At 68.9% G+C, this 23,588-nt stretch carries 22 protein-coding genes and 1 riboswitch; all 22 genes read left to right on the top strand.

What is annotated here, in order from left to right; all coding sequences use genetic code 11:
* The first annotated feature begins 41 nt into the window (after window positions 1–41).
* The 22 genes from pyrR (at window position 42) to H9634_RS04420 (ending at window position 23,581) form a co-directional block, all read left to right on the top strand.
* Window positions 42–614 (top strand): bifunctional pyr operon transcriptional regulator/uracil phosphoribosyltransferase PyrR, encoded by a 573-nt coding sequence (gene pyrR, locus H9634_RS04525; RefSeq protein ID WP_191725577.1) that lies wholly within the window; start codon window positions 42–44, stop codon window positions 612–614.
* Window positions 611–1,585, top strand: a complete 975-nt coding sequence (locus H9634_RS04520; protein ID WP_191725576.1) for an aspartate carbamoyltransferase catalytic subunit — start codon at window positions 611–613, stop codon at window positions 1,583–1,585. The genes pyrR and H9634_RS04520 overlap by 4 nt, the downstream gene beginning before the upstream one ends.
* A complete protein-coding gene (locus tag H9634_RS04515; RefSeq protein ID WP_191725575.1) occupies window positions 1,582–2,895 on the top strand; it encodes a dihydroorotase in 1,314 nt (437 codons plus the stop codon). Before H9634_RS04520 ends, H9634_RS04515 begins: the two co-directional genes overlap by 4 nt.
* Window positions 2,883–3,377, top strand: a complete 495-nt coding sequence (locus H9634_RS04510; RefSeq protein ID WP_191725574.1) for a PH-like domain-containing protein — start codon at window positions 2,883–2,885, stop codon at window positions 3,375–3,377. The genes H9634_RS04515 and H9634_RS04510 overlap by 13 nt, the downstream gene beginning before the upstream one ends.
* Window positions 3,374–4,564 carry a glutamine-hydrolyzing carbamoyl-phosphate synthase small subunit gene (gene carA, locus H9634_RS04505; RefSeq protein ID WP_191725573.1) on the top strand — a complete coding sequence of 397 codons (1,191 nt, stop codon included), beginning with the start codon at window positions 3,374–3,376 and terminating at the stop codon, window positions 4,562–4,564. The genes H9634_RS04510 and carA overlap by 4 nt, the downstream gene beginning before the upstream one ends.
* The gene (carB, locus tag H9634_RS04500) at window positions 4,557–7,829 is read left to right on the top strand and encodes a carbamoyl-phosphate synthase large subunit (RefSeq protein ID WP_191725572.1); all 3,273 of its coding nucleotides are present in this window, start codon (window positions 4,557–4,559) and stop codon (window positions 7,827–7,829) included. The genes carA and carB overlap by 8 nt, the downstream gene beginning before the upstream one ends.
* Window positions 7,826–8,701, top strand: coding sequence for an orotidine-5'-phosphate decarboxylase (gene pyrF, locus H9634_RS04495; protein ID WP_191725571.1), 876 nt, complete (start codon window positions 7,826–7,828; stop codon window positions 8,699–8,701). The genes carB and pyrF overlap by 4 nt, the downstream gene beginning before the upstream one ends.
* Before the next feature lie 41 nt (window positions 8,702–8,742).
* Window positions 8,743–9,060: an integration host factor, actinobacterial type gene (gene mihF / locus H9634_RS04490; RefSeq protein WP_175294823.1), complete on the top strand. Its 318-nt coding sequence runs from the start codon at window positions 8,743–8,745 to the stop codon at window positions 9,058–9,060.
* Window positions 9,057–9,632: a guanylate kinase gene (gene gmk / locus H9634_RS04485; RefSeq protein WP_191725570.1), complete on the top strand. Its 576-nt coding sequence runs from the start codon at window positions 9,057–9,059 to the stop codon at window positions 9,630–9,632. The genes mihF and gmk overlap by 4 nt, the downstream gene beginning before the upstream one ends.
* 10 nt (window positions 9,633–9,642) lie before the next feature.
* Window positions 9,643–9,981: a DNA-directed RNA polymerase subunit omega gene (gene rpoZ, locus H9634_RS04480; protein ID WP_191725569.1), complete on the top strand. Its 339-nt coding sequence runs from the start codon at window positions 9,643–9,645 to the stop codon at window positions 9,979–9,981.
* Window positions 9,978–11,249 carry a bifunctional phosphopantothenoylcysteine decarboxylase/phosphopantothenate--cysteine ligase CoaBC gene (gene coaBC / locus H9634_RS04475; protein WP_191725568.1) on the top strand — a complete coding sequence of 424 codons (1,272 nt, stop codon included), beginning with the start codon at window positions 9,978–9,980 and terminating at the stop codon, window positions 11,247–11,249. The genes rpoZ and coaBC overlap by 4 nt, the downstream gene beginning before the upstream one ends.
* A 9-nt stretch (window positions 11,250–11,258) precedes the next feature.
* The gene (gene metK, locus H9634_RS04470; protein WP_191725567.1) at window positions 11,259–12,458 is read left to right on the top strand and encodes a methionine adenosyltransferase; all 1,200 of its coding nucleotides are present in this window, start codon (window positions 11,259–11,261) and stop codon (window positions 12,456–12,458) included.
* Window positions 12,459–12,479: 21 nt separating this feature from the next.
* The gene (locus H9634_RS14450) at window positions 12,480–14,651 is read left to right on the top strand and encodes a primosomal protein N' family DNA-binding protein (RefSeq protein WP_225210591.1); all 2,172 of its coding nucleotides are present in this window, start codon (window positions 12,480–12,482) and stop codon (window positions 14,649–14,651) included.
* Between the two features lie 30 nt (window positions 14,652–14,681).
* On the top strand, window positions 14,682–15,626 hold the full coding sequence (gene fmt, locus H9634_RS04460) for a methionyl-tRNA formyltransferase (RefSeq protein WP_191725566.1): 945 nt from the start codon (window positions 14,682–14,684) through the stop codon (window positions 15,624–15,626).
* The gene (locus H9634_RS04455) at window positions 15,619–17,115 is read left to right on the top strand and encodes an RsmB/NOP family class I SAM-dependent RNA methyltransferase (protein WP_191725565.1); all 1,497 of its coding nucleotides are present in this window, start codon (window positions 15,619–15,621) and stop codon (window positions 17,113–17,115) included. Before fmt ends, H9634_RS04455 begins: the two co-directional genes overlap by 8 nt.
* 25 nt (window positions 17,116–17,140) lie before the next feature.
* Window positions 17,141–17,803: a ribulose-phosphate 3-epimerase gene (rpe, locus tag H9634_RS04450; protein WP_191725564.1), complete on the top strand. Its 663-nt coding sequence runs from the start codon at window positions 17,141–17,143 to the stop codon at window positions 17,801–17,803.
* 89 nt (window positions 17,804–17,892) lie between these two features.
* Window positions 17,893–18,018: riboswitch (FMN riboswitch) on the top strand.
* 101 nt (window positions 18,019–18,119) lie between these two features.
* Window positions 18,120–18,788, top strand: a complete 669-nt coding sequence (locus tag H9634_RS04445; protein WP_191725563.1) for a nicotinamide mononucleotide transporter family protein — start codon at window positions 18,120–18,122, stop codon at window positions 18,786–18,788.
* Window positions 18,789–19,116: 328 nt separating this feature from the next.
* Window positions 19,117–19,380 (top strand): phosphoribosyl-ATP diphosphatase, encoded by a 264-nt coding sequence (locus tag H9634_RS04440; RefSeq protein ID WP_191725562.1) that lies wholly within the window; start codon window positions 19,117–19,119, stop codon window positions 19,378–19,380.
* 68 nt (window positions 19,381–19,448) lie between these two features.
* On the top strand, window positions 19,449–20,288 hold the full coding sequence (hisG, locus tag H9634_RS04435; RefSeq protein WP_191725714.1) for an ATP phosphoribosyltransferase: 840 nt from the start codon (window positions 19,449–19,451) through the stop codon (window positions 20,286–20,288).
* A 40-nt stretch (window positions 20,289–20,328) separates the two neighbouring features.
* Window positions 20,329–20,736, top strand: a complete 408-nt coding sequence (locus H9634_RS04430; protein WP_175294809.1) for a PH domain-containing protein — start codon at window positions 20,329–20,331, stop codon at window positions 20,734–20,736.
* Between the two features lie 134 nt (window positions 20,737–20,870).
* Window positions 20,871–22,079 (top strand): CaiB/BaiF CoA transferase family protein, encoded by a 1,209-nt coding sequence (locus tag H9634_RS04425; RefSeq protein ID WP_175294808.1) that lies wholly within the window; start codon window positions 20,871–20,873, stop codon window positions 22,077–22,079.
* Window positions 22,076–23,581, top strand: coding sequence for a carboxyl transferase domain-containing protein (locus H9634_RS04420; protein ID WP_175294807.1), 1,506 nt, complete (start codon window positions 22,076–22,078; stop codon window positions 23,579–23,581). Before H9634_RS04425 ends, H9634_RS04420 begins: the two co-directional genes overlap by 4 nt.
* The last annotated feature ends 7 nt before the right edge of the window (window positions 23,582–23,588 follow it).

Here is a 23,588-nt window from a genome sequence, read left to right as displayed (position 1 = left end):
CTTTAACCACCGTCCCGTGAGGCGGAGAAGGGGGACCGCACATGCGTGTTCGCACAGTACTGAACGCCGACGAGATATCCCGCGCCATCACGCGGATCGCCCATGAGATCCTCGAGAGCAACAAAGGCGCCGGCGACCTCACCATCCTCGGCATTCCCACCCGCGGCGTCCCGCTGGCACAGCGGCTGACCGCCAAGATCGCCGACATCGAACCCGGCGTCGATCCCGCCCAGATCTGCGGCAGCCTCGACATCACGATGTACCGCGACGACCTGCGCCACGGCAAGCTGCGCGCACCCGAACCCACCCACATCCCGCCCGGCGGCATCGACGGACGCGCCGTCGTACTCGTCGACGATGTGCTGTTCTCCGGGCGCACCATCCGCGCAGCCCTCGACGCGATCGCCGACATCGGACGCCCGGCTGCCGTGCGGCTGGCCGTGCTCGTCGACCGCGGCCACCGCAGCCTGCCGATCCGCGCCGACCACGTCGGCAAGAACCTCCCGACCGCCCTCGACGAGCGCGTCTTCGTCGGCCTCGAAGAGATCGACGGTGAGGACACCGTCACGATCTCCTGGCCTGAGACCGCCGAGGCGGAAGGAGACCAGGCATGAAGCACCTCCTGTCGACCGCAGACCTCAGCCGGGAGGACGCCATCGGCCTCCTCGACGTCGCCGAGGAGATGACCCAGGTCAGCACCCACTCGGTGAAGAAGCTGCCGGTGCTGCGCGGCCACACCGTCGTCAACCTCTTCTTCGAAGACTCCACCCGCACCCGCATCTCCTTCGAAGCCGCCGCCAAACGGCTCTCAGCAGATGTCATCAACTTCTCCGCCAAAGGGTCGAGCGTGTCGAAGGGCGAGAGCCTGCAGGACACCGCCCAGACCCTCGGCGCGATGGGCGCAGACGCCGTCGTCGTCCGCCACAACGGCTCCGGCACCCCCTACCGGCTGGCCACCACCGGCTGGATCGACGCCGGGGTCGTCAACGCCGGCGACGGCACCCACGAACACCCCACCCAGGCGTTGCTCGACTCCTTCACCCTGCGCCGCACACTCACCGGATCGCCGGCCTCGGGACCGGGAGGACACGCCCGCGGCACCGACCTGGCCGGCACGACCGTCGCCGTCGTCGGCGACATCCTCCACTCCCGGGTCGCCCGCTCCAACGTCCACCTGCTCACCACGCTCGGCGCCCGGGTCGTGCTCATCGCCCCGCCGACCCTGCTGCCGTGGGGCGTGGAGACGTGGCCGGCGGAGGTGTTCTACGACTTCGACGAGGCGCTCGACGCCCACGACTTCGATGCGGTCATGATGCTGCGCGTGCAGTTCGAGCGCATGCACCAGTCGTTCTTCCCCAACACCCGCGAATACAGCCGCCTGTGGGGCCTGACCGCCGGGCGCTACGCGCGCCTGCCCGAACACACCGCGATCATGCACCCCGGACCCATGAACCGCGGTTTCGAGATCTGCGCCCAGGCGGCCGACTCCCCGCGCGCGGTCATCCTCAATCAGGTGGAGAACGGTGTGGCCGTGCGCATGGCCGTGCTCTACAGTCTGCTCACCGGTAAGGAAGGTGCCCTATGACCTCGCTGCTCATCCGCGGTGCGAACATCCTCGGCCAGGAGGTCGGCGACATCGCGATCGATCACGGCCGCTTCGTCGACCCGGCCTCGCTCACCAGCCCTGATGAGGTCATCGACGCCACCGGGCTCATCGCCCTGCCCGGGCTCGTCGACCTGCACACCCACCTGCGCGAACCCGGCCGCGAAGACGCCGAGACCGTGCTCACCGGCTCCCAGTCAGCCGCCCGCGGCGGCTTCACCGCCGTGCACGCAATGGCCAACACCGCACCGGTCGCCGACACCGCTGGCGTCGTCGAGCAGGTCTACCACCTCGGCCGCGAGGCCGGCTACACAGAAGTCGTGCCGATCGGCGCGGTCACCGTCGGGCAGAAGGGCACCCAGCTGGCCGAACTCGGAGCGATGGCCCGCTCGGCTGCCGGGGTGACGATCTTCTCCGACGACGGGCTGTGCGTGTTCGATCCGCTCATCATGCGCCGGGCCCTGGAGTACGTCAAGACCTTCGGCGGGGTCATCGCCCAGCACTCCCAGGAGCCCCGGCTGACCGAAGACGCCCAGATGAACGAAGGCGTCGTGTCTGCCGAACTCGGTCTGCCCGGCTGGCCGGCGGTGGCCGAGGAGGCGATCATCGCCCGCGACGTCCTGCTCGCCGAGCACGTCGGCTCCCGGCTGCACATCTGCCACCTGTCGACCAAGGGCGCCGTCGACCTCGTGCGCTGGGGCAAGTCCCGCGGCGTGCAGGTCACCGCCGAGGTCACCCCGCACCACCTCATGCTCACCGATGAGCTCGCCCGCAGCTTCGACCCCGTCTACAAGGTCAACCCGCCGCTGCGCACCCAGGCCGATGTCGACGCCGTGCGCGCCGGCCTGGCCGACGGCACCATCGACATCATCGGCACCGACCACGCCCCGCACCCGGCCGAGCACAAATGCTGCGAATGGACCGCCGCGGCGATGGGCATGGTCGGCATGGAGACCGCGCTGCCGATCGTCGTCGAGGCGATGGCCGACTACGACTTCGACTGGGCTGATATCGCCCGCGTCATGTCGCGCACCCCGGCTGAGATCTCCGGTCTGCGCGAACAGGGCAGCCTGGAGATCGGCACCGGTGCCAACCTCGTGCTCGTCGACCCGGAGGCCGCAGACCGGATCACCCCGGATGCCCACGCGACGATGGGACGCAACAACCCGTTCGCCGGGATCGAGGTGTCATCCCGGATCGTCCACACGATCCTCTACGGCCACCGCGTCGTCACCGACTCCCAGCTGTCCGACCCCCACCCGATCACGAGAGGCGGCACATGGATCGCCTGATCCCGACCCTCATCGTCGCAGCCGTCATCGTCGCCCTGTTCGCCCTCATGTGGCTGGGCTGGCGGGCGCGCAAGAACCGGCAGTCCGGCATCCCCGCTCCCGCGGCGCCGGCTGCCGACCTCAAGCTCAGCTCACCTCCGGTCGCGGGCACCTATGTGGCGACCACCCTGGCAGCCGAACCGCTCGAACGCGTCGCCGTCCACCACCTCGGCGTGCGCACCACCGCCTCACTGGGCATCAGCGGCACCGGCATCGTCCTCGACCGCGACGGCGTGCCCGACATGCTCATTCCAGCAGCCGCACTCGAAGGCGTGCGCACCGATTCGGGGATGATCGGCAAGTTCGTCGAACGCGACGGGCTCATCATCATCACCTGGCGGCTCGGCGACACCCGCGTCGACACCGGCTTCCGCCCCCGGCACGCAGCCGACCGCACACCGACACTGAATTCCATCCGCCAGCTCCTCGGGGAGGACTCATGACCCTGCACCAGCGCCCACCTGCCGTCCTCGTCCTCGACGACGGCCGCACCCTCACCGGCCGCGCCTACGGCGCTGAGGGCTCGACCACCGGTGAGGCCGTGTTCGTCACCTCGATGACCGGCTACCAGGAGACCCTGACCGACCCGTCCTACCAGCGGCAGATCGTCATCCAGACGATGCCGCACATCGGCAACACCGGCGTCAACGACGAAGACGACGAATCGCGCGACATCTGGGTCGCCGGCTACGTCGTCCGCGACGCCGCCCGCCGCCGGTCGAACTGGCGGGCCACCGGCGATCTGGAGGCCCGGCTGGCCGCACGCGGCATCGTCGGCATCACCGACATCGACACCCGCGCTCTCACCCGCCACCTGCGGGACAAGGGCGCAATGCGCGCCGGAATCTTCTCCGGTCCCGAGGCGCAGCGCCCGAGCGCAGAGCTGCTCGCCGAGGTGCGCGCCGCCGAACCGATGGCAGGGGCGAACCTGAGCGCAGAAGTCACCTGCGACAAGCCGTACACGATCCCGGCGGACGGGGAGAAGAAGCACAGCGTCGTCGCCTACGACCTCGGCATCAAGACGACGACACTCGACCAGTTCGCCGCCCGCGGCATCGAGACCACCGTCGTGCCGGCTGACTTCACCTTCGAACAGCTCACCGAGCTGGACCCCGACGGCGTGTTCTTCTCCAACGGCCCCGGCGACCCGTCGAGCGTGACGAACGCAGTCGAGGTGCTCTCCCGGGTGCTGGAGGCCAAGATCCCGTTCTTCGGCATCTGCTTCGGCAACCAGCTGCTCGGCCGGGCACTCGGCTTCGAGACCTACAAGCTGCCCTTCGGCCACCGCGGCTCGAACCAGCCCGTCCTCGACACCGCCAACGGACGGGTCCACATCACCACCCAGAACCACGGCTTCGCCGTCGCCGCCCCGCTGCGCGAGGTGCTCACCGCCCCGGCCGGTGAGCACCTCGGCCGGGTGGAGGTCAGCTACATCGGACTCAACGACGACGTCGTCGAAGGCCTGCGCTGCCTCGACCTGCCGGCGTTCTCCGTCCAGTTCCACCCCGAATCCGCAGCCGGCCCGCACGACGCCCGCGACCTGTTCGACCGGTTCATCGAACTGCTCGACGGCGCCGCCACCGTCACCCCGAGCATCGAGACCACCGAAGGAGACAACGCACATGCCTAAGAGGGACGATCTCTCCTCAGTCCTCGTCATCGGCTCCGGGCCCATCGTCATCGGCCAGGCCTGCGAGTTCGACTACTCCGGCACCCAGGCCTGCCGCGTCCTCAAACGCGAGGGCATGCGGGTCATCCTCGTCAACTCCAACCCGGCGACGATCATGACCGACCCGGAGCTCGCCGACGCCACCTATGTCGAGCCGATCGACCCAGCCGTCATCGAGACGATCATCGCCAAGGAGCGCCCCGACGCTCTGCTGCCCACCCTCGGCGGGCAGACCGCACTCAACGCCGCGATCAACCTGCATGAGGCCGGCGTGCTGGAGAAGTACGGCGTCGAGCTCATCGGCGCCGACGTCGACGCGATCCAGCGCGGTGAGGACCGTCAGCAGTTCAAGCAGGTCGTCGAACGCTGCGGTGCCGAAGTCGCCCGATCAGCGATCTGCCACTCGATGGAGGAATGCCTCGCCGCTGCCGAGGAGCTCGGCTACCCGATGGTCGTCCGGCCGTCATTCACGATGGGCGGGCTGGGCTCCGGCATGGCCTTCAGCGAAGCCGACCTGCGCCGCATCGCCGGCGACGGGCTCGTCGACTCGCTCACCCATGAGGTGCTGCTCGAAGAGAGCATCCTCGGGTGGAAGGAATACGAACTCGAGCTCATGCGCGACAAGAACGACAATGTCGTCGTCGTGTGCTCGATCGAGAACGTCGACCCTGTCGGCGTGCACACCGGCGACTCCATCACCGTCGCCCCGTCGCTGACGCTCACCGATGTCGAATACCAGGAGATGCGCGACATCGGCATCGCCGTCATCCGCGAAGTCGGCGTCGACACCGGCGGCTGCAACATCCAGTTCGCCATCGACCCCGACGACGGCCGCATCGTCGTCATCGAGATGAACCCGCGCGTCTCCCGCTCCTCGGCGCTGGCCTCGAAGGCCACCGGCTTCCCGATCGCCAAGATCGCAGCGAAGCTCGCAATCGGCTACACCCTCGATGAGATCCCCAACGACATCACCGAGGTCACCCCAGCCGCATTCGAACCGGCATTGGACTACATCGTCGTCAAGGTCCCGCGGTTCGCGTTCGAGAAGTTCCCGGCCGCCGACCCGACCCTGACGACGACCATGAAGTCCGTCGGCGAGGCGATGGCCCTGGGCCGGAACTTCACCACTGCGCTGCAGAAGGCGATGCGCTCGATCGAGCAGAAGAACTCGTCGTTCTCCTGGGACGACCCGCTCGACATCTCCACCGATGCCGCCCGCGCCCAGGTCATCCGCGACCTCGGCCACGCCACCACCGAGCGCCTCTACACCGTGCAGCGGGCGCTGGCCGCCGGGATGAGCGTCGAAGAGGTCCACGAGGCCTGCGACATCGACCCCTGGTTCCTCGACCAGATCCAGCTCATCAACGACGTCGCTGAGGAGATCGCTGCCGCTGAGAGCCTCGATGTCGACACCCTGCGCCTGGCGAAGAACCACGGCTTCTCCGACGCTCAGATCGGCCAGCTGCGCCACCTCGACGAATCCGTCGTCACCGCCGTGCGCCAGGCCCTCGGGCTGCGCCCGGTGTTCAAGACCGTTGACACCTGCGCTGGAGAGTTCGAGGCGAAGACCCCGTACCACTACTCCAGCTACGACGTCGAGACCGAGGTGTCCCCGCGCGAACGCGAGGCCGTCATCATCCTCGGCTCCGGACCCAACCGAATCGGCCAGGGCATCGAATTCGACTACTCGTGCGTGCACGCCACCATGGCGCTGGCTGAGGCCGGCTACGAGACGATCATGGTCAACTGCAACCCCGAGACCGTCTCCACCGACTACGACACCGCCGACCGGTTGTACTTCGAACCGCTGACCTTCGAAGACGTCATGGAGATCTACCACGCCGAGAAGCAGGCCGGCCCCGTCGCCGGTGTCGTCTGCACCCTCGGCGGGCAGACCCCGCTCGGCCTGGCCGACCAGCTCAAGGCCGCCGGAGTGCCGGTGCTCGGCACCCAGCCCGAGGCCATCGACCTGGCAGAGGACCGCGGCGAGTTCGGCCAGGGGCTCGCCGAGGCCGGGCTGCGCGCGCCCAAGCACGGGACCGCCACCACCTACGATGAGGCCCAGTCGATCGCCGAGGACATAGGCTACCCGGTGCTCGTGCGCCCCAGCTACGTGCTCGGCGGACGCGGCATGCAGATCGTCTACGACACCGAACAGCTGATGAACTACATGGCGACCGCCACCGAGGTGTCGATCGACCGGCCGGTGCTCGTCGACCGGTTCCTCGAAGACGCCGTCGAGATCGACGTCGACGCCCTCTACGATGGGTACGAGACGTACATCGGCGGGATCATGGAGCACATCGAGGAGGCCGGCATCCACTCCGGTGACTCCGCCTCGGTGCTGCCGGCCCTGACACTGGGTGCCAACGTCATCGAACAGGTCCGCAACGCCACTGCCGCGATCGCCCGCGGCACGAACGTGCGCGGTCTCATCAACATCCAGTTCGCCGTCGCCGCCGACGTCCTCTACGTCATCGAGGCCAACCCGCGTGCTTCCCGCACGGTGCCGTTCGTCTCGAAGGCCACCGCTGTGCCGCTGGCCAAGGCGGCCGCGCTCATCGCCGTCGGCGCGACGATCAGCGAGCTGCGCGGGAGCATCCTCGCCTCCGAACACGACGGCTCGACCCTGCCCGATGACCACCCGGTCGCCGTCAAGGAGGCAGTGCTGCCGTTCCGCCGGTTCCGCACCGTCGACGGCAAGGTCGTCGACTCGATCCTCGGCCCGGAGATGCGCTCGACCGGCGAGGTGATGGGCATCGACACCGCCTTCCCGGTCGCCTTCGCCAAGGCCGAGCTCGCCGCCGGGGCCGCGCTGCCCACCTCGGGCACGGTGTTCGTCTCGGTCGCCGACCGCGACAAGCGCTCCTCGGTGCTGGCCGTCAAGCAGCTCGTCGACATGGGATTCGACGTCGTCGCCACCGCCGGCACCGCCGCGATGCTCGACCGCTACGGCATCACGAGCACCCGGATCGCGAAGTACTACGAAGCAGCCGAAGGGGAGCGCACGATCCTCGACGACATCACCGAAGGCCGCATCGACCTCGTCATCAACGTGCCCGCCGGCCGGCAGGAGCGCGCCGACGGCTACGAGATCCGCGCCGCCGCCGTGGCCTCCTCGATCCCGCTGGTGACCACGGTCGCCGAGTTCACCGCCGCGGTCACCGCGATCGAAGGCCAGCAGGCAGCGGCCTTCGATGTGCGCTCCCTGCAGGACTGGGCATGAGCGCGCACGACACAGGCGCCCAGCCGGGACGCGACTACGGGCGCGACTGGCCGCAGGCCAACCGCACCCGGCTGTGCGTCGGCATCGACCCGCACGCCGGGCTGCTGGCCGACTGGTCGCTGCCGGACTCGGCAGTCGGGGTGCGCGACTTCGGCCTGCGCGTCGTCGAGGCGGCCGCAGGGGAGTGCGGGACGGTCAAACCGCAGGCGGCGTTCTTCGAACGCCACGGCTCCCGCGGGATGGCCGCCCTCGAAGACGTGCTGAGCGCTGCCCACGCTGCCGGGCTGTCGACGATCCTCGACATCAAGCGCGGCGACATCGGCTCGACGATGGCCGGCTACGCCGAGGCGTATATGAACCCGGCCTCCCCGCTGTACGCCAACGCCGTGACCCTCTCGCCGTATCTGGGCTTCGGCTCACTCGAACCGGCTTTCGAGTGCGCACGCACCTACGGCACCGGCGCGTTCGTCCTCGCCCTGACGTCGAACCCCGATGGTGCCGCCGTCCAGCATGCGCGCACCTCCGGCGGCCAGCCGGTCGCCGCCGAGGTGATCGCAGGCGTCCGGGACGTCAACGCACAGCTCGGTGCCCCACGCCTCGGCGTCGTCATCGGGGCGACCACCGGCACCGCTGCCTGCGACCTCTGCATCGACCTGACAGCAGGCGACTACCCGATCCTGGCACCGGGCTACGGTGCCCAGGGCGGGGGAGTCGAGGATCTGCACACCGTGTTCGGCGCAGCGTTCACCGACGGCCGGGTCATTGTGAATGCGGGACGTGCGATCCTCTCGGCAGGGCCGGGGATTCCAGCACTGCGCGAGCGGATGAGGGAAACGACCCGTGCGCTCACCGGTGCAGACGGTCTACACTGATACAAATCTGCTGATGCGGACTGGACGACTAAGGAGTAGACGTGGCTCTCCAACCCCTGACACCCGAACAGCGTTCTGCAGCACTCGACAAAGCGTTCAAGGCCAGGCAGGCTCGGGCAGATGCCAAGGCTGCACTGAAGTCAGGTGAGAAATCCCTGTCGACAGTCCTGAAGGAAGCTACAGACGACGAAGCTCTGAGCAAGATGAAGGTCCATGACCTGCTGCGCTCCATGCCCGGCGTGGGCAAGCGGCGCGCCTCAGCGCTCATGGAGCAGATCGGCATCGCCGAATCCCGGCGACTCAAAGGCCTCGGTGTGCACCAGAAGGCCGCACTCCTGGAGAGATTCGAAACCGCGTGACCCAACGACTGACTGTTCTGGCAGGACCGACCGCCGTCGGCAAAGGCACCGTCGGCGCACACATCCGCAGACACTTCCCGCAGATCTGGTTCTCCGTCTCAGCCACCACGCGCCCACCGCGTGAGGGCGAACGCGAAGGCGTCGACTACTACTTCGTCAGCGAAGAGGAGTTCGACCGCATGATCGAAGCCGGCGAACTCCTCGAATTCGCCACCGTGCACGGCCGGTATCGCTACGGCACGCCTGCCAAGCCGGTGCGCGACGCACTCGAAGCCGGCTCCCATCCGCTGCTGGAGATCGACCTGCAGGGCGCCCGCCAGGTCAAGGAGACGATGCCTGAGGCCAGGTTCGTGTTCCTCGGCCCCCCGAGCTGGGACGAGCTCGTCCGCCGGCTCATCGGCCGCGGCACCGAATCCGAAGAGGAACAGGCCCGGCGGCTGGAGACCGCGAAGGAAGAGCTGGCCGCTGAGACCGAGTTCGACCACACCGTCATCAACCACGACATTTCAGAAGCCGCCGAGGAACTAGTAACATTGATGGGGTTGTCAATCGACAACACCCCCGACAACTGATGGAGTTTGAGTGTCCGCTGAACCGAAAGGTATCACCAATCCGCCGATCGACGACCTGCTGGCGGTGACGGATTCGAAGTACGAACTCGTCATCGAATCGGCTCGCCGCGCCCGGCAGATCAATGCCTACTACGCGCAGCTCCAGGAAGGCCTGCTCGAGAACGTCGGCCCGCTGGTGACCCCGGAGCCGAACGAGAAGCCGCTGTCGATCGCCCTGCGCGAGGTCAACGAAGGCAAGATCCTCATCCGCGAGCCGCGTGAAGAGGACTTCGCCGCACCGGTCGTCGAAGACTTCGAGACCGCTGAAGCCGACATCGACCTGAGCTTCGACACCCCCACCGAGCAGTGAACATCGTCGTAGGGGTCAGCGGCGGCATCGCGGCCTACAAGGCCTGTCATGTCGTCCGCGCCCTGCGAGAACTCGGGCATGCCGTCAAGGTCGTGCCCACCGACTCGGCGCTCACCTTCGTCGGCGCCGCCACCTGGGAGGCGCTGAGCGGCCAGCCGGTGCAGACCAGCGTGTTCGAGCGCATCGACGAAGTCGAGCACATCCGCATCGGCCAGCACGCCGACCTCGTGCTCATCGCCCCGGCCACCGCCGACCTCATCGCGCGGCTGCGCGCCGGGCGGGCCGATGACCTGCTGACCGCCACCGTCATCTCCACGACCGCGCCGGTGGTGCTTGCGCCTGCGATGCACACCGAGATGTGGCTCAACCCCGCCACCGCAGACAACGTCGCCGTGCTGCGCGACCGCGGCATCCACATCATCGAACCGGCCAGCGGCCGGCTCACCGGAGCCGACTCCGGGCCCGGACGGCTGCCCGAACCCGAGGACATCGTCACCGCCGCCCTCGACGTCCACCGTACCCGCACCTCGGGAACGGACGCCGAGGCGGCACTCACCGGCCGGCGCGTGCTCGTCACCGCAGGCGGCACCCGCGAGCCGCTCGACCCGGTGCGCTTCCTCGGCAACCGGTCCTCGGGCAAACAGGGCATCGCCCTGGCCCGTGCGGCAGCCGGCCTCGGTGCCGATGTCACCCTCATCGCCGCCAACGTCGAGGACAGACTGCTGGAGGGTCTCAGCGACCGGATCACCGTCACCGGCATTGAGACGACCGCCGAACTGCAGCACGCCGCCCAGGCCGCCCAGCCCGATGCCGACATCATCATCATGTGCGCCGCGGTTGCCGACTACCGGCCGGCCGAGACCGCCGAGCACAAGATGAAGAAGTCCGGGGACTCCGGGCTGACGATCGGACTCGTGCAGAACCCCGACATTCTCGCCGGCCTCGTCGACACCCGCGCCGAGGGCCAGACGATCATCGGATTCGCCGCCGAAACCGGCTCCCCGGACGCCAGTGCTGAGGAGCTCGCCCAGCAGAAGCTGCTGCGCAAGGGCTGCGACATGCTCGTGCTCAATGACGTCTCCGCCGGCCAGGCCTTCGACCGCGACGACAACAGCCTCGTCGTCTACGAACGCATCACGGCCGACCCTAGTCAGGGTGAAACCGCTGGTCAGAGCGCTTCAGTGCGCGAGGTGCTGCGCACGGCGGGGTCGAAGGAGAATGTGTCGCAGGAAGTCATGGCCGCTGTCGCTGTCCGTGCGAATCGGTAGGATGGCCGGGTGAGCACACAACATCTTCGCCAATTCACCTCAGAGTCCGTCACCGAAGGACACCCCGACAAGATCTGCGACCAGATCAGCGACGGCGTCCTCGACGAACTGCTGAGCCAGGACCCCGACGCCCGTGTCGCCGTCGAGACGATGGTCACCACCGGCCTCGTCCACGTCGCCGGTGAAGTCTCGACAGACGGCTACGCCGATGTCGCCGGCATCGCCCGCAGAATCATCACCGGCATCGGCTACGACTCCTCAGAAAAGGGCTTCGACGGACACTCCTGCGGGGTGTCCGTTTCGATCGGCGCGCAGTCGCAGAACATCGCCGATGCTGTCACCACCTCCCTCGAGCACCGCACCGGCGGCGAGGTCGAGGATGCCGATTCGCTGCTCGGCGCCGGCGACCAGGGGCTCATGTTCGGGTACGCCGATGACTCCACCGACGTGCTCATGCCGCTGCCGATCCACCTGGCCCACCGGCTGAGCGAGCAGCTGAGCCAGGTGCGCAAGTCCGGCCGCCTCGACTACCTGCGGCCAGACGGCAAGACACAGGTGACGATCGGCTACGACGGCGACACCGCCTGCACCGTCGAGGCCCTTGTCGTCTCCACCCAGCACGATGCCGCGATCGGCCAGCACCAGCTCGAAGCCGAGGTCAAGCGCGAGGTCATCGAACCGGTGCTCGCCGACTTCAGCCTCGACACCGCCGCCACGAAGTTCTACATCAACCCCGCCGGCCCCTTCGTCGTCGGCGGCCCGATGGGCGACGCCGGCCTGACCGGCCGCAAGATCATCGTCGACACCTACGGTGGATTCGCCCGCCACGGCGGCGGAGCGTTCTCCGGCAAGGACCCCTCGAAGGTCGACCGCTCCGGTGCCTACGCGATGCGCTGGGTCGCTAAGAACGTCGTCGCCGCCGGACTGGCCCGCCGCTGCGAAGTGCAGGTCGCATACGCGATCGGCTCCGCCCGCCCGGTCGGCCTCTACGTCGAGACCTTCGGCACCGAGACCGTGGACCCGGCCCGCATCGAATCGGCCATCCGCGAGGTCTTCGACCTCCGCCCATCGATGATCATCAAGAGCCTCGACCTCAAACGCCCGATCTACACCGAGACCGCCACCCACGGTCACTTCGGGCGCACCGGTGAGAACTTCACGTGGGAGCGCACGGACCGCGCCGAGGACCTGCGCCGCCTGTGCTCCTGACCCGGTCAGGGGAGCAGACACATGAGCCAGCAGCCGCGGCTCATCGCCGACGACGGCGATGACGACGGCCTCGACTCCGGCATCCGGGTGCGCGGCGGCAAGACGCCGGCCGCGCGCCTGCCGGTCGCCGAGGTGCTCGTCGAAACCCAGCTGCCGCACCTGGCCCGCCCCTTCGACTACGCCGTCACCGAAAGCCTCGCCGCCGACGCACAGCCCGGAGTGCGCGTGCGGGTTCGCTTCGCCGGGCGGCTCATCTCCGGATTCGTCGTCTCCCGCAAGGCCAGCACCGAACACGTCGGTGAGCTGACCGCCATCGAGCGGGTCGTCTCCGACCTCGTCGTCCTGACTCCCGGACTGCGCCGCCTGTGCGAGGAGATCGCCGCCCGCTACGCCGGCACCCTGCCCGATGTGCTGCGCCTGGCGATCCCGCCTAGGCACGCGACAGCCGAGAGGCGCGCCCGCACGGCAGATCCTGCGCCGCTCGGCGAGGTCGAACGCCAGCAGATCTGCGATGAGATCAGCGCACACTCCGATGAGCCGAAGGCTTTCGCCGACTATCTCACCGCGCTCGACACCTGGATCGGCGCGGCACCAGCTGCCGGCGATACCACCAGTGCAGCCGGCGGCGACACCACCAGCACAGCTGCCGGCCACTCCAGTAGCTCAGCCGACAGCGACACCAGCAGCACAACCGACAGCGACACCACCAGCGCAGCTGCCGGCCCGCGCGCAGCCATGGCGCTGCTGCCGGGCAGCATGCCGGGCACCGGATGGATCCACTACGGACTGCGCGCGGCCGCCCGCGTGCTGCGGACCGGCCGATCAGTGCTGTGGCTCGTCCCCGATCACCGCGAACTCGCTGCCCTCGAAGCCGCCCTCGGCGACCTGAAGCCGCTGGCGATCCGCCTGTCAGCCGATCAGGGCCAGTCTGCCCGCTGGTCGGCCTGGGTGCGCGCGCTGCACGGGGCCGCCCGCCTCATCATCGGCACCCGCGCCGCCGCCTTCGCCCCGGCATCTGACATCGGACTCATCATCTGCCTCGATGACGGCGACGAGAACTACCTCGACCAGCACGCCCCCTACCCGCACGCCCGCCAGGTGCTGCTCACCCGCATCCAGCAGACCGGCAGCGCAGCCCTGTTCCTCGACTACAACCGCACCGTCGAGATCCAGCGGCTCGTGCGCATCGGGTGGTTCGGCGAGATCACCTACCCGGGGCCGGTCCACCGCCAGCAGGCCCCGAACTGTCAGCTGCCGCCGGAGGATCTGCCCCCGCACCAGCACCAGCGGCTGCCCGAACTCGGGTTCCGTCTCACCCAGGCGGCGATCGGGCGCACCAAGGAATCGCCGGCCATCGGTCCAGTCCTCGTGCAGGTCCCGCGCGCCGGCTACCTGCCGGTCATCGCCTGTGCCGGCTGCCGCAGCGTCATCGAATGTCCGCAGTGCGCAGGCAAGCTCGAAGCCGCCTCCCAGACCGGGCCGTTCGCCTGCCGCACCTGCGGATTCCGGGCCGAGACCTTCACCTGCCCGCAGTGTGCGAGCAACGCTGTGCGCGCTGTTGTCGCCGGCATCGAGCGCACATTCGAAGAGCTCGGCCGCGCCTTCCCCGGCACCAAGGTCATCCGCTCCGGCGGCAGCCACATCATCGATCGCGTTCCCGACGAACCGAGCATCGTCGTCGCCACCACCGGCGCCGAACCCTACGCCGACAACGGCTACGCCCTGGCCCTGCTGCTCGACTCACTCTGGCCGGGTCCTGGCCTGCAGGCCACCGACCGTGCCATCGCCCGCCGCATGCGGGCTGCCTGCCTGGTGCGCGGCTGGCAGCACGGCGGGCGCATCCTGCTGATGGACGACGACCCCTCGATCCGCCAGGTCATCGCCGACTTCGCGCCCGTCGCCTGGGCTGATGAGCAGTACCAGGCGCGCAGCGAACTGCGCTTCCCACCGGCGGTGCGCACCATCGCCCTGCGCGGCGACCGGTCTGCCGTCGCCGAGGTGGTCGCTGCCGCATCCGAGGTGGGCCAGGTGTGGGACATCTACGCCCACGAGGAGCCGTACGAGCGGATCATCGGCACGACGATCGCCTCCGGTCCCGCCGTCACCCGGCGGATCGCCGCCGAGGTCGCCGCTCGTTCGATGCGGCAGGAGGAGTCCGTGTTCGCCCGGGTCGACGATCCCGACGTGCTCTGAACCGTCCCTTCCGGTCGTTAGACTGGCGGGGTGAGAATCGTCTTCGCAGGAACCCCCGCCGTCGCTGTGCCCGCTTTCGAGGCGCTGCTTGAGTCCGACCATGAGGTCATCGCGGTGCTCACCCGCCCCGATGCGCCTGTCGGCCGCAAGCGTGTGCTGACGCCGAGCCCGGTGAAGGAACGCGCCCTCGCAGCCGGGATCCCGGTGCTCGAGGCCGACCGGCTGCGCGGGGAGATCCTCGATGAGCTCGCAGGGCTCGACCCCGATGCCGTGGCCGTCGTCGCCTTCGGCGCGATCGCCGGACCGCGTGCCCTGTCGATCAGCGCACACGGCTGGTACAACCTGCACTTCTCCCTGCTGCCGCAGTGGCGCGGAGCCGCGCCGGTGCAGCGGGCGCTCATGTCCGGGCAGACCACCTCGGGAATCACTGTCTTCCGCATCGACACCGGCATGGACACCGGGCCGGTGCTCGCCCAGCAGGAACTCGAACTGCCCTCAGCACCGGCCGGTGAGGTCCTCGACTCCTACGCCCGCACCGGGGCCGCACTGCTGGTGAGAGCCTTCGACCAGCTCGCAGACGGCACCGCCGAGCTCACACCCCAGCAGGGGGAGAGCAGCCATGCTGAGAAGATCACACCTGACGAAGCCGCACTCGCCTTCACGTCCACGACCTCCGAAATTGTCGCCCGCGCCAACGGCGTCACTCCCGCACCGGGCCCATGGGCGCTCATGGACGGCAGACGGACCAAGCTCTCCGGCCTCACCGCGGCCGATGACCCCGGCAGCGCAGCCTGGCAGCAGCCCGGCCAGCTCGCCGCTGGCGCCGACGGCTCCGTACTCATCGGCACCAGCGACGGAGCGGTCATCGTTGAACGGATCCAGCCCTTCGGCAAGGCGATGATGGACGCCGCCGACTTCCTGCGCGGCCGCGGCCAGGCCGCCTTCGACATCAGCGAGGAGCCCGCCGATGCCTGAAGGAAGCGGAGACCGCACGTCCGGCCCCCGCACGCCTGGCCACGGCACGCCCGTGCCCGGCAAGCCCGGCCCCGGGGTCAGGCGCCGGCGAGCCAGCCACGGGCGCACCCGCGTCAACCCCGGCCGACGGATCGCCTTCGACGTGCTCGTCGCCGTCGACGATGACGACGCCTACGCCAACCTGCTGCTGCCGGCTCGGCTCAGCCGGGCCGGGCTGAGCACCGCCGATGCCGGGCTGGCAACTGAGCTGACCTACGGCACCCTGCGCGGCCGCGGCCTCTACGACGCGATCATCGCCCACGCCGCCGGCCGGCCCGTCGACAAGCTCGACACCCCTGCCCGCAACGCGCTGCGGCTGGGCGCCCATCAGCTGCTGGAAATGAACACCGCCGCCCACGCCGCCGTCAACGAAACCGTCGGGCTCATGCGCGCGACGAAGCACATGAAGGCAGCAGGCTTCGTCAACGCCGTCATGCGCCGCATCAGCGAACGCAGCCGCGCAGAATGGCTCGACCTCGTCACCGCCGCCGCCGGGGACGATGAGAGGACCGGGCTGACCTACGCACACCCGGCATGGATCGTCGCGGCACTGCGCCGATCGCTCACCGCCCACGGACGCGACGCCGGTGAGCTCACCGCCCTGCTCGAAGCCGATAACGTGCCTGCCCGCGTGTGCCTGACGGCCCTGCCCGGCCTGGCCGACCGCCAGGCGATCGCAGCCGACTGCGGCACGCCCACCGCACTGTCCCCGCTCGGTGTGGAACTGACCTCCGGAGACCCGTACGCGCTTGCCGAGGTGCAGGCAGGACGGGCCCGCGTCCAGGACGAAGGCTCCCAGCTCGTGGCGCTTGGCCTGACGGCAGCCTGCGCCCCGGACGGCCCGGTCCTCGACCTGTGCGCCGGACCCGGCGGCAAGACCGCCATCCTCGCAGCAGACGCCGCGGCCACCGGCACACCGGTCGTCGCCTGCGACGTCTCCGCGCACCGGGCAGAACTCGTCCGCGACTCCGTGCGCGCCATCGATGCAGACGTCACCGTCCTCACCGCCGACGGTCGCAGCCTGGCAGACGACCACCTCGGGAGCTACGCCCGCGTCCTCGCCGACGTGCCCTGCACCGGCCTGGGTGCACTGCGCCGCCGGCCCGAAGCCCGCTGGAGGCGGCGAGCTGCCGACGTTGAGGCGCTGCAGCCGATCCAGCGCGAACTGCTGACCCGGGCGATCGAGCTCACCGCCCCTGGGGGAGTCGTGGCCTACACCACCTGCTCACCCCACCACGGCGAGACGATCGACATCGTCACACAGGTGCTCACCGCCTCGGGCACGGACGTCGAGGTGCTCGACGCGCCGTCGATCCTCGCCAAGGTCACCGGCCAGGACGCGGCGGCGTTCGCCTCGGCGAAGATCGGGACCGGGCAGGCCGTGCAGCTGTGGCCGCACGTGCACGGCACCGACGGGATGTTCCTCGCACTGCTGCGCCGCACCCGCTGAGGCACCGAGGCTCTATGCTGGGAGGGTGAGCATTCGCATTCATCCCAGCATCCTGTCCTGTGACTTCTCCCGCCTGTCTGAGGAACTCGACGCGATCTCGGCAGCCGATATGGCCCACGTCGACGTCATGGACAACCACTTCGTTCCCAACCTCACCTTCGGCCCGCCTGTCGTCGAGCGGATCCGCGAGGTCTCGCCGATCCCCATCGACGCGCATCTCATGATCGAACAGGCCGACCGGCACGCCCCGGTCTACGCGGACATGGGCTGCGCCTCGGTGAGCTTCCACGCTGAAGCCTCCGCCGCCCCCGTCCGGCTGGCGCGCGAGATCCGCGCACTCGGGGCGAAGGCGTCCCTGGCGATCCGCCCGGCCACCCCGATCGAGCCCTACATCGACCTGCTGGCCGAATTCGACCAGATCCTCATCATGACCGTCGAACCGGGATTCGGCGGCCAGTCATTCCTCGACGTGTGCCTGCCGAAGGTCACCCGCACGCGCCAGGCGATCGACGACGCCGGACTCGAAGTCCAGCTGCAGGTCGACGGGGGAGTCTCGGCCACGACCGTCGCCCGCGCTGTGGCCGCCGGAGCGAACGTGCTCGTCGCAGGCTCCGCCGTCTACAGCGCCGAGGACCGCACCGCAGCGATCGAAGAGCTGCGCGAACTCGCCCACGACGCCCAGCGCTGAACAGGCGCGCGGGCAGAGAATGCTCAACAGCCACGCAGGCAGAGCAGAGTTGCCGCGCATGTGAGCCAGAGCCTATAGTGCCACCAGGAGTACGTGCTCCGGGGTCGGTGAAAGTCCGAGCCGGCGGTGACAGTCCGCGACCCCCGTTCCGACGGGGCTGAACTGGTGGGATTCCAGTACCGACGGTGAAAGTCCGGATGGGAGGAAGCACGTCTGCGTCCGCGCAGCTGATGGCGATATGCGCCTGAGCCTACGCGGCACCACCGCGCTATTCACGCGTCGCAGCCCCGGAGCCTTGAGCGAAAGGTTTCGGAAAGTGGATATCATCTCGTGGCTCAACGCCCCGGTCTTCGAACTCATGGGCAAGCCCGTTCCCTGGTCCGATGTCATCGGCAACATCTGCGCACTGGCAACGGTGTACCTCGCCCTGCGGCGCAACATCTTCTCATGGCCGGTGCAGATCACCGGTTCGATCTTCCTGTTCTCCGCCAGCATCTCGGCAGGGCTCGGCGGCAACGCCGCCCGCCAGGTCGTCATCGTCGCCGCCGCGATCTGGGGATGGAGCCAGTGGAAGCGCTCCCGAGAGGAGTCCGGTGAGATCCGCGTGCGCTGGGCAACCTGGCCCGAACGTCTGCTGCTCGTCGCCGCCCTGGCCGCCGGCACCGCCGGTTTCGGCTGGATCCTGGCGGTCAACGACTGGTCGTGGAACCCGTACCCGGACGCCTACATCTTCATCGGCTCGCTTGTCGCGATGTACGCCCAGGGCCGGGCGATCGTCGAGTTCTGGTTCGTGTGGCTGGCTGTCGACCTCGTGGGCATCCCACTGGCCGTCATGGGCGGGCTGCTGTTCTCCGGCATCGTGTACTTCGTCTTCCTCATCATGGTCATCGCCGGCATCATCGACTGGGCGAAGAAGTCCAAGCAGACGATCGCATCGCCGAGCGAACCCGCACAGACGATCGCCGGTCACGGCGCCGGCGGCTGAGCGCCTTCGAACGTCGGGCTGACGCCGAGCCCGATCATGTACGTCAGCCCTCGGCATTGCCCTGAACCATCCGGACTGCGCGCCATCCCGCAGGAGGGCTCGCTCCCGAGGTCACGGCAGGAGGATTCGGTGGCCTGGGGTTGTGATCCTCCCGCCCCCTTCCTCCTGATCGCTCTTTCAAACGTCCTCGTCTGGATGCGCCGGGCGCCGGCCGCAACCGCCGGGACCGCTCTTTCCAGCGCCTGCGCTGGAGCCCTCGCCTCTGCTCTGTAGGACGGCGCCTGAGACACCCTGCAGACCGGTTCCGGTGGTGTATTACCCTGGCCGTGTGAAGACCTTCGAAGAACTGTTCGCAGAACTGACCGAAAAAGCAGCCACCCGTCCCGCAGGCTCGTCCACCGTGGCCGAGCTCGACGCCGGGGTCCATGCGATCGGCAAGAAGGTCGTCGAAGAGGCCGCCGAGGTGTGGATGGCCGCCGAGTACGAATCCGATGCCGAACTCGCCGGCGAGATCGCCCAGGCGATCTACCACCTGCAGGTGATGATGATCGCCCGCGGGATCAGCCTCGACGACGTCTACCGCGAACTGTGAGCCGAAAGGAAGCTGTGAGCCGAGAAATCACCGACACCGGCCGCATCCCGACCGTCCGGACCGACGGCATGCTGCGCGTCGCTGTGCCGAACAAGGGCTCGCTGTCGGAATCAGCGACGACGATGCTGCGCGAAGCCGGCTACCAGGTGCGCACGACCTCCAAGCGGCTCGTCCACCGCGACGTCGATGCCGGCATCGAGTTCTTCTACCTGCGCCCCCGCGATATCGCCATCTACGTCGGCCGCGGCATCATCGACCTCGGCATCACCGGCCGGGACCTGCTGCTCGAATCCGGTGCCGAGGCCGAGGAGACCCTGCCGCTGGGCTTCGCCCGCTCCCGCTTCCACTACGCCGGAGCCGAAGGCGCCTTCCACGAGATCGACGAACTCGACGGCCTCACCATCGCCACCAGCTACCCGACGCTGGTCGAACGCGACCTCAGACAGCGCGGACTCCGCGCCCGTGTCATCAAGCTCGACGGAGCCGTCGAGGTCTCGATCGAACTGGGCGTCGCCGACGTCATCGCCGATGTGGTCGAGACCGGCACCACCCTGAGGATGGCCGGCCTGCAGACCTTCGGCGAACCGATCCTGCACTCCGAGGCCGTCGTCATCTCCAACCGCAAATCGAACCCGGACACCCGGAAGTTCCTGCGCCGGCTCGAAAGCGTCATGGTCGCCCGCGACTACGTCCTCGTCGACTACGACATCGCAGCCGAGCACCTCGCCGAGGCGACCGCGCTGACCCCCGGCTTCGAAAGCCCGACTGTCTCCGCCCTGCACGACAGCGACTGGTACGCCGTGCGCACCATGGTCGCCGCCCGCGACGTGCACAAGACCATGGACCAGCTCTACGAGGTCGGCGCCCGCGCCATCCTGGTGACGAACATTGGCGCCTGCCGCATCTGAGACCCGGCCATTCAGGCCCTACTTCACGAGGATCCTGACCGTGTTCCTCGCGATCACGATCGTCGTGTCCTTCGCGCTGCTGAGCTGGGGGCTGACCCAGCTGCACTGGACCGGCTGGAAGACCATCGACATCGTCTGGATGAACGCCCTGGGCCTGCTCTTCGGCGCCCTCGTCTGGCGCGTCGGGGCGATCGCGGCATTCGTCACCGACGACGCACTCATCGTGCGCAACATCATCGGCACGACGCGAGTCGAATGGACACGCATCCTCTCCATCAGCTTCCACCCGCGCGGTGGCGACTCCTGGGTCACACTCGACCTGTCCGACGGCTCGACGCTGTCGGTGATGGCGATCCAGTCCGCAGACGGGGACCGGGCGCGCTACGCCTGTGAGCGGTTGCGTAGACTCGTGGACACATACGGCTCACCCGATGTGCCGGACAACTGAACCGGCCTGACACCACCTGTGCCGGCACGCATCCGTGAGATGACAGCGCAGCGGCACCGGTGCCTCGGGCACACTGAGACCAGCCGCCGGGCACGGCTGCCAGCGGCCGAACGACGAAGGAGAACCGACCGACGATGAGCAGCACATCCGAGACCACCACCCGCCCCGGACCGCTGTCCGGCTACACAGTCGTCGACCTCTCCCGCGCACTGGCCGGACCGCACGCCGGGCAGATGCTCGGCGACCTCGGCGCCCGCGTCATCAAAGTCGAGAACCCCGCCGCCGGCGACGACTCCCGCTCCTGGGGGCCGCCCTTCGTCGGCCCGGCGGACGACCCGCAGGCCACCTACTTCTTCTCCTGCAACCGCAACAAGGAATCCATCGCCCTCAACCTCAAGGACGACGACGACAAGCAGGTCCTCGCCCAGCTCATCGAACGCGCTGACGTGCTCGTCGAGAACTTCCGCGGCGGTGTGCTCACCCGCCTCGGGTTCTCCACCGAACGCTGCATGGAACTCAACCCCCGGCTCGTCATCCTCTCGATCACCGGTTTCGGCCACGACGGGCCCGAAGCCTCCCGGGCCGGCTACGACCAGATCGCCCAGGGCGAGGCCGGCCTCATGTCGCTGACCGGCTCCGGACCCGATGACATGCAGAAGGTCGGTGTGCCGATCGCCGACCTGCTGTCCGGCATCTACGGCTCCTACGGCGTGCTCGCCGCCCTGCTCGAACGCGAACGCACCGGACGCGGCAAGGTCGTGCGCACCTCGCTCATCGCCGGCATGGTCGGCGTCCACGCCTTCCAGGGCACCCGCGCCACGATCGCCGGCGAGAATCCCGCCCCCGGCGGCAACCACCACCCGTCGCTGTCGCCCTACGGCCTGTTCCACTGCAAGGGCGGTGCGGTGCAGATCTCGGTGGGCAACCAGAACCTGTGGCACAAGCTCTGCGCAGCCTTCGACATCGACCCCGAGACCCAGGGGATGGCCACCAACGCCGAACGCGTGGCCAACCGCCCGGCCGTCATCAGCCTCATCGAAGAGCGCTTTCGCGACTACACCGCTGAGGAGCTGCTGGAGAAGCTCGCTGCCGCCGGCATCCCAGCAGGCATCGTGCGCTCCCTGCAGGAGGTCTACCAGTGGGAGCAGGCGCTGTCGCAGGGACTGAAGATCTCCGTCGAGCACCCGGTGCTCGGCGAGATCGACCTGCCCGGCCCGCCGCTGCGCTTCTTCGACGCCGACACCGCAGGCGAGACCGAGTCGACGCCGCGCGAGCACCTCGCCCCGCCGCTGCTCAACGAACACGGAGATGCGATTCGCCGCTGGCTGGAGGAGACGCGATGAGCTCGCGACTGAGCGCCCGGGAGCTCATCGACCTCGTCGTCGACGACGGCACTTTCGTCTCCTGGGACGAAGAGCCGATCGAACCTGCTGACGGCATCTCCGAGACCTACGCCGCCGAACTCGCCGCCGCGGCCGAGAAATCCGGAGTCGACGAGGCGGTCATCACCGGCGAGGGCCGCATCTACGGCCGTCGCGTCGCCGTCGTCGCCTGCGAGTTCCGGTTCCTCGCCGGATCGATCGGCGTGGCCGCAGCCGAACGGCTCTGCCAGGCGATCGAACGCGCCACCGCTGAGGGCCTGCCGCTGCTGGCCGGACCGGCCTCCGGCGGCACCCGCATGCAGGAAGGCACTGTTGCGTTCCTCACGATGGTCAAGCTCGCCGCCGCTGTGAAGAACCACCGCAAGGCCGGGCTGCCCTACCTCGTCTACCTGCGCCACCCGACCACCGGAGGCGTGTTCGCCTCCTGGGGATCCCTGGGCCACTTCACCGTCGCCGATCGCGGCAGCCTCATCGGCTTCCTCGGCCCACGCGTGTACGAACAGCTCTACGGCGAGAGGTTCCCCGACAGCATCCAGACCGGAGAGAACCTCTACCGCAACGGCCTCATCGACGCCGTCCTCTCACCCGAGCGGATCGCCTCGACCGTCAACATGGTCCTCAACGTCCTCATGGGCGCCCGTGAGGTACCAGCCCCGGTGCCCGACCCGCAGACGGAACCGGACCCGCTGCCGCACAACACCCATGCCTGGGACATCATCACCGCCTCCCGCCGCCCCGAACGCCCGGGTGTGCGCGAGCTGCTGCGCCACGGCGCCACCGATGTGCTGCCGCTCAACGGCACCGGCCAGGGCGAGAAGGACCCCGGTCTGCTGCTGGCCGCTGCCCGGTTCGGCACCGCGCCGTGCATCGTGCTCGGCCAGGACCGCAGCAGGCAGGCCGCCGGGGAGCCGATGGGCCCGGCCGCCCTGCGCGAAGCCCGCCGCGGCATGGCGCTTGCCGCCGAACTGCACATCCCGCTCGTCACCATCATCGACACCCCGGGAGCAGCACTGTCGAAGAGCGCCGAAGAAGGCGGGCTGGCCGGCGAGATCGCCCGCTGCCTGGCCGACCTGGCGACCCTCGACGCCCCGACCGTCTCCCTCATCATGGGTGAGGGAACCGGCGGCGGGGCGCTGGCGCTCGTCCCCGCCGACCGGGTGCTCTCGGCAGAGAACGGCTGGCTGTCCCCGCTGCCGCCCGAAGGCGCCTCGGCGATCGTGTACCGCGATACCGACCATGCCCCGGAGATGGCCCAGAAACAGGGGGTGCAGGCCGAGATGCTGCTCAGACACGGCATCATCGACCGGGTCATCGCCGAGCAGCCCGACGCCGCGGACGAACCCGAGGAGTTCGTCACCCGGGTGGCGAAGACCCTGGAATACGAGATCATCACGCTGATGCGCGAACCCGCCTACCGGCGCGAGCACCGGCGCATCGAACGCTACCGCAGCCTCGGCCTGTGAAAGGAGA

It is taken from the genome of Brevibacterium gallinarum, from assembly GCF_014836885.1.
In the GTDB taxonomy this organism is placed as follows: domain Bacteria; phylum Actinomycetota; class Actinomycetes; order Actinomycetales; family Brevibacteriaceae; genus Brevibacterium; species Brevibacterium gallinarum.
The sequence above is the reverse complement of the archived record's forward strand: the minus strand, read 5'-3'. Positions and strand labels throughout refer to the sequence as shown.

Bases quoted from the DNA above. Each gene is read 5' to 3' on its own strand.
- H9634_RS04520 (WP_191725576.1), top strand. From the start codon at position 611: ATGAAGCACCTCCTGTCGACCGCAGACCTCAGCCGGGAGGACGCCATC.
- pyrF (WP_191725571.1), top strand. From the start codon at position 7,826: ATGAGCGCGCACGACACAGGCGCCCAGCCGGGACGCGACTACGGGCGC.
- H9634_RS04420 (WP_175294807.1), top strand. From the start codon at position 22,076: ATGAGCTCGCGACTGAGCGCCCGGGAGCTCATCGACCTCGTCGTCGAC.
- carB (WP_191725572.1), top strand. From the start codon at position 4,557: ATGCCTAAGAGGGACGATCTCTCCTCAGTCCTCGTCATCGGCTCCGGG.
- H9634_RS04455 (WP_191725565.1), top strand. From the start codon at position 15,619: ATGCCTGAAGGAAGCGGAGACCGCACGTCCGGCCCCCGCACGCCTGGC.
- pyrR (WP_191725577.1), top strand. From the start codon at position 42: ATGCGTGTTCGCACAGTACTGAACGCCGACGAGATATCCCGCGCCATC.
- hisG (WP_191725714.1), top strand. From the start codon at position 19,449: ATGCTGCGCGTCGCTGTGCCGAACAAGGGCTCGCTGTCGGAATCAGCG.
- H9634_RS14450 (WP_225210591.1), top strand. From the start codon at position 12,480: ATGAGCCAGCAGCCGCGGCTCATCGCCGACGACGGCGATGACGACGGC.
- carA (WP_191725573.1), top strand. From the start codon at position 3,374: ATGACCCTGCACCAGCGCCCACCTGCCGTCCTCGTCCTCGACGACGGC.
- H9634_RS04515 (WP_191725575.1), top strand. From the start codon at position 1,582: ATGACCTCGCTGCTCATCCGCGGTGCGAACATCCTCGGCCAGGAGGTC.
- H9634_RS04510 (WP_191725574.1), top strand. From the start codon at position 2,883: ATGGATCGCCTGATCCCGACCCTCATCGTCGCAGCCGTCATCGTCGCC.
- H9634_RS04425 (WP_175294808.1), top strand. From the start codon at position 20,871: ATGAGCAGCACATCCGAGACCACCACCCGCCCCGGACCGCTGTCCGGC.